This window comes from Bradyrhizobium sp. (assembly GCF_030697065.1).
Classification (GTDB): domain Bacteria; phylum Pseudomonadota; class Alphaproteobacteria; order Rhizobiales; family Xanthobacteraceae; genus Bradyrhizobium.
Map to the genome: position 1 here is coordinate 1 of NZ_JAUYQU010000130.1, position 5,201 is coordinate 5,201.

The 5,201-nt window shown below is 62.5% G+C and carries 4 protein-coding genes; 3 read left to right on the forward strand and 1 reads right to left on the reverse strand.

The window, feature by feature from the left end:
* Positions 1-257: 257 nt before the first annotated feature.
* Positions 258-2,606 carry a DNA/RNA non-specific endonuclease gene (locus Q8R73_RS10695; protein WP_305719516.1) on the reverse strand — a complete coding sequence of 783 codons (2,349 nt, stop codon included), beginning with the start codon at positions 2,604-2,606 and terminating at the stop codon, positions 258-260.
* A gap of 316 nt (positions 2,607-2,922) precedes the next feature.
* Between Q8R73_RS10695 and Q8R73_RS10700 the strand changes: the two genes are divergently transcribed.
* The 3 genes from Q8R73_RS10700 (at position 2,923) to Q8R73_RS10710 (ending at position 5,132) form a co-directional block, all read left to right on the forward strand.
* Complete coding sequence (locus Q8R73_RS10700) at positions 2,923-3,555, forward strand: TetR/AcrR family transcriptional regulator C-terminal domain-containing protein (RefSeq protein WP_305719517.1); 633 nt, start codon at positions 2,923-2,925, stop codon at positions 3,553-3,555.
* Entirely contained in the window at positions 3,552-4,577 is a 1,026-nt protein-coding gene (locus Q8R73_RS10705) for a fatty acid desaturase family protein (RefSeq protein ID WP_305719518.1), read from the forward strand. The genes Q8R73_RS10700 and Q8R73_RS10705 overlap by 4 nt, the downstream gene beginning before the upstream one ends.
* A gap of 243 nt (positions 4,578-4,820) precedes the next feature.
* Positions 4,821-5,132: a hypothetical protein gene (locus Q8R73_RS10710; protein ID WP_305719519.1), complete on the forward strand. Its 312-nt coding sequence runs from the start codon at positions 4,821-4,823 to the stop codon at positions 5,130-5,132.
* The last annotated feature ends 69 nt before the right edge of the window (positions 5,133-5,201 follow it).

The window sequence follows — 5,201 nt, forward strand, 5'->3', positions numbered from 1 at the left end:
AGAACGAGGTGAGGTCGGACGGAAACAGCAAGCGGGCTCCAGTTCGAAGGCTTGGGGTCACCGTGCTTTCCGATGACCGGTTGGCAGGTATCTACCACGCGGACGGGAGTTTTCGGGAAATAAAGGACGCGCCGGGGCAGCGGCGAATAGCAGCGGGGGCAGACGATCCTCCGCTTCACCGGAACGCACGGCCGAGACAGCTTCCGATGTCGGTCGAGCGGACGGAACGTCGGAGCGATCGCTGGCGACGGAACCGCTCAGCCACGCTTCCGAGCGGCCTTTTTTCGCGGTCGTGCAGATGTTCGCCTGCGTCTCCCGCGCGGTTGGAGCTCCTCGGGATCAATGTCCTGGGCAGGCGGCGCCCCTTCTCCTGCTCCCGCGCGCACGTCGGCATCGCGAACCGCTTTGCCGAAATCGAGGCCTGTCAGTTTCTCGATGTGCGCCACTGTCGTAAGAAACTCCGAGACACGCGCCAGTTCAAGATTGTCGGTAAACGCCTCGGCAGCTTCCATTGCCTCTGGCATAACCTTGATCAGTTCGGTCTGATCGGCAATCAGCGCGATCGCACGAAGTTCATCGTCTTCTGCCCACACGGCAATCTTCCAGAAGCGCATCGGGACCTTGGTGTCGAACCGGTAGTCCGGGTCCTTTTTGTCGTCGAATACCGGGCCGGCGAAGACGCTGATGCGGGAGCGCATGGTCACGGCATTCCGCAGCACGTAGGTCTCGACCGCGCGCCAGCGAAGCTTCCCCTTGCTGCCGGGTCGATCGAGGCGACTGCCCTGATTGAAGAATCCGAGTTGCGGCGCGGCATTGGTGTAGAAGAAGGTGTCGCGCTCGGCAGCCTTCGCCTGGTCCTCCGTCCCCCAGGCTGGATCGCCACGCAAGGTGATGTGGCCCTTCTGGAAAATGCGGGCGATGCGCTCCTTTGATGTCGGCTCGGGAAATCCCGCGACAATCTGGCTCTCGTAGAACGGCCGGTTCATCTGTTCTTTCGGATCAATCCGGCGATCCGGTCGGAAGGGATCGCTTGCTTCGGCGCCTTCGGTTCCAAGGGATTCCACGCCCAGGTCCTTCAAGGTCGGGCTATCGATAATCTTGTCCTTGTCTCTGACGACGGCCTTGATTCGTGACCCGTCGATATTGCAGGCCGTGAAGAACGCAAGGCGCCGCTCAGCGTTCATCACGACGGAAAAATGGTGGTAGCGAAGTTCGTGCGGATCGTCGCCTTGCTCGGCATCCTTGTTCAGGGCCGCGCGGTGCTTCACTTTCGCCAATCGGGGCAGGCCCACCACGAAGCCCGGAATGAAGCCCGGCTCGTAGCCACCTCGGTCGGAAAAATCCTCGGTTTTCCAGCTCGCAGCCTCGGCCGCTCCGGCTACCGGCAAACTGGTGGTCGGCGGCATCGCGCCCTGCGCGGTCGGCGCGGGAGATGGCGCGCCGCCGAGCAGCGGAGCCCGCACATTGATTTCGATCGGGAAGGTCCAGGTAACCGAGCCGTCGGAATTCTGCCGCGAACCGGGCGATCCTGGAACTGCTTCGCCTCGTTCGCGCGGTGTCGGGGATGGGGTCGGACGCGCGAATGAAGCCCAGAGACGCAGCGCCTGTGAAATCGCTGCGCCGGTTGGGCCGGCGAGGCCGGGCGCGCGCCGGCGCAGGTCGTTAACGATTGCGCTAATCCGGATGCCTTCGTTGATCTCGCGGTTCAACGGCCTGCCATCCGGGGTTTTCACCTCGCGATAGGGACCAGCCCAGTGATGCAGCGCAATCACCTCCCAATCGTTGTTGAAAACCGGCGAGCCCGACGATCCGGGTTCGGTATCGGCGATGTAGTGCAGGACCTGCATGGTCTCGTCTCGTGCAACGAGGCGGTTCTCGCGCAGAACGACTTCCTTGTAGCGGCCGCGCGGGTGTTGGATGATATTCGCAATCTCGCCAAGCATATGCTTGTCATTTGCTTCCGATAGCGGGATGTATCCGAACGTGTCTGAATTGCGCGAGCCGCTCAGCCGTTCTCCGAGCGCGATAAGCGTATAGTCCAGCCCTTGAATGCCGTCGGTGACGAAGCAGCGTGTCGGGTCGAACGCAAATCGGCTCTGCTCGCGCAGCTTGTTGCTGGTGTCGAACTCGTAGTCGAACTCGACGCAAAATTGCTCGGCATCGGCCGGCGACGGCACCACATGGTGATTGGTCAGGAACAGACCGGGTGCAACCAGAAACCCGGAGCCTTGCGGGTTGTTGTTGAGGAAGGCAACGCGCGCCACGGCGTCCGCAGCGCGGCGTCCGCGTTCGAGAAAGGCGATACCGACAAAGTCGAATGTCGCGATGATCGCTTCGGGACCAGCCTCCTTGGTCATGCCCTCCATGAGAGGAATCGTCTCGGGGCGTTCGTTCAACGCGTCGATCCCCATCGAGACCATCTCTGCTTCGGCACGCGTCAAATCTGCCTTCGACTGCAGACGCATCACGCGACGTCGATTATCGGGCTCCGAGGCCAGCGGATTTCCGTTCGCGATGAATGTGACGGAGTTTCGGATTTCCGTGCGCGCGCTTTGCAGCCGCTGCTCCACGATCCTGGTCAATTCGTCCGGCAACCGATCGTCCATGCCTGGCTCCCATGCGTGCGACAACAGATGCAATCTCCATACACATGCCAATATTGCACAATCTCTGAGCGCAGCCATCACTATGCAATCCAGAGACTTTTGCCATCGGCGGGTCGGGGGCTCTGGTAGCCGCGTCAGCCCTGCTGCCGGGCAGCGTCGCCGCACCATTGACAACTTGTTTGTACATCATACAAAGATATGTGCTGGAATGTGCTGGAAACAGGGATTCTCGCCGCACCTTGGGGGACATATGAGAGGCGCTTGCGCAAAAAGGCCAAAACACACCGTCCGCGCGACGCGAACGGCTGGCCGCCAGATGCGCTCGCGGCTGCTCGATGCCGCAAGCCGGCTGTTCAAGGAGCAAGGGCTGGCGGCGGTTTCGATTGCCGCCATTGCCGCCGCGGCCGACGCCTTCCCGAGCCAGATCACCTATTATTTTCGCACCAAGGAAGCGCTGTTCGTCGAAGCCGCCTGCCGCGATGTGCTCTATGTGGCGCGCGCGGCCGAGCAGCATGCGGGCAAACAGCTCTCCCCGTCGGATTATACGCGCGCGCTGGTCGACAGCGTGATGGGGGCGGATGCCGTCGGCTTCTTCGTCGAGGCGATGACGCTGACCCGCCGCCGCCAGGATCTGGCGCCGCTGGTGGAGCGGACGGTCGAACGGCTGCACGCCGAGGGATTGCGCGCCTATGCGGCCGAGATGGCGGCGCGTGGCTGGCAGTCGCGGCTCGATCCCGAAACCAGCGCGAGGCGATTCTGGACCATCGCGATCGGCGTCACCCTGGAAGGCCAGGCGATGGGCCGGTCGGCCGAGGACCTCGCCGCCGAGATGCTGCGCCTGCTCGGCCCACAGGCCGATGCGCAGCCTGAGGCAACGCGGCTTCGACTCGTCAAGACAGGGGATTCCGCTCCCGGCGATTTACCCGAGGGCCAGGGAGAAGCACCATGACCGCACTTCGCATGCGAGCCCGCGACATCATGACCGAGCAGGAGCTCGTCGAGGTCCGCACCCGGTCGACCTGGAAGAGCATTGCGCTGATCGCGCATGCATGGACGCTGATTTTGGCTTCGATCGCGATGGTGGCACTTTGGCCCAATCCCCTCACCTTCGTGCTGGCGGTCGCGATCATCGGTTCGCGCCAGCTCGGGCTGGCGATCCTGATGCATGACGGCGCCCATGGCTGCCTGGCGAAGGAAGAGAAACTGAACCTGTTTCTTTCCCAGTGGTTCTGCGCCTGGCCGGTGTTTGCCGAGACCAAGGCCTATCGCCGCTATCACCTGCAGCACCACGCCCGTACCCAGCAGGAGGACGATCCCGACCTGATCCTGTCGGCGCCATTTCCGATCACGCGGCCGAGCTATCGCCGGAAATTCTGGCGCGATATTTCGGGCCAGACCGGTTATGCGCAGCGCAAGGCGCAGTTTTTCAATGCGCTCGGCGAACCATCCTGGCCGTTACGGCAGCGCGCCGCGCACTTCTGGCAGAAGCTCGGTCCGCAGATCCTGTTGAATCTGGTCTTGCTGGCCGGCCTCACGGCGGCCGGAATCTGGTGGGCCTATCCGCTGCTGTGGCTATTGCCGCTGCTGACCTGGATGATGGTGATCACCCGCATCCGCAACATCGCCGAACATGCCGTGGTGCCGGACAGCACTGATCCCCTGCGCAACACCCGCACCACGCATGCGGGCTTTCTCGAACGGCTGTTCATCGCGCCCTATTACGTCAACTATCATCTCGAGCATCATCTGCTGTTCTATGTGCCCTGCTACAACCTGCCGCGCGTGCACGAGATCCTCTCGCGCAGCCCGCATGCGGCGCGGATGGAAGTGCAGCCGAACTATGCCGCCGTGCTGCGGCTGGCGACCGCGAAGCCCGCGAACGAAGACCGGCCCGGCATGCTCGTGAGCAACGTCCGGCGCGCCCGCACCGGCGCCGATGTCGACCGCAACCAGGCCGCGTCCGGATTTTAGCGCGCTTTCCAATTCACCCGAGCCAGCGCGCTTTTCTTCTCCCTCCTCCCGCGAAGCGGTGGGGAGGGGAGTGAAGAGCATCGCCAGTCGTTGCACCTCGAAGGATGAGCATTAGCCCAGAGCACCGCGCGTTCAGTCAGGTCTGATCGCTGCGCTCCTCGCGTTCGATCTCGGCGTTCTGCATCGAAAGGCTCGGAAGATTCCGGTCGGCGAGGCACAGCGCTGGTGGCGTAGTTCAGCTGGGTGCTGTTCCTTTTCGACGGCTTCCTGATCCAGACGGGGATCAAGATGTTGCTGATCTTCGTGAATCTCATATACGGCAAGATCGATCCGGCGATCTCACTCGGCGTGACCTTCAGCCCGCTGGCAGGCGGCTTCCTGTTCTCGGTCTGGAAAACACGGTCGGTCTTGCTCACCAGCCCGCCCGCGCCGACGCGGCGGGCGCAACGCCACTGCGCGAATTCGTCGACAAGTGACATGTGGCATTCCGACAACGAGGACCCAGTGAGATTTCCGATTGATGTCATTTGCGCCGAGACGATGGAAAGCAGGTAGGAGTTTCCATATCAACCAAGCCGCGCGCAGCGCCCGGCTTACGAAAGGAGACCATGATGATCGACATCA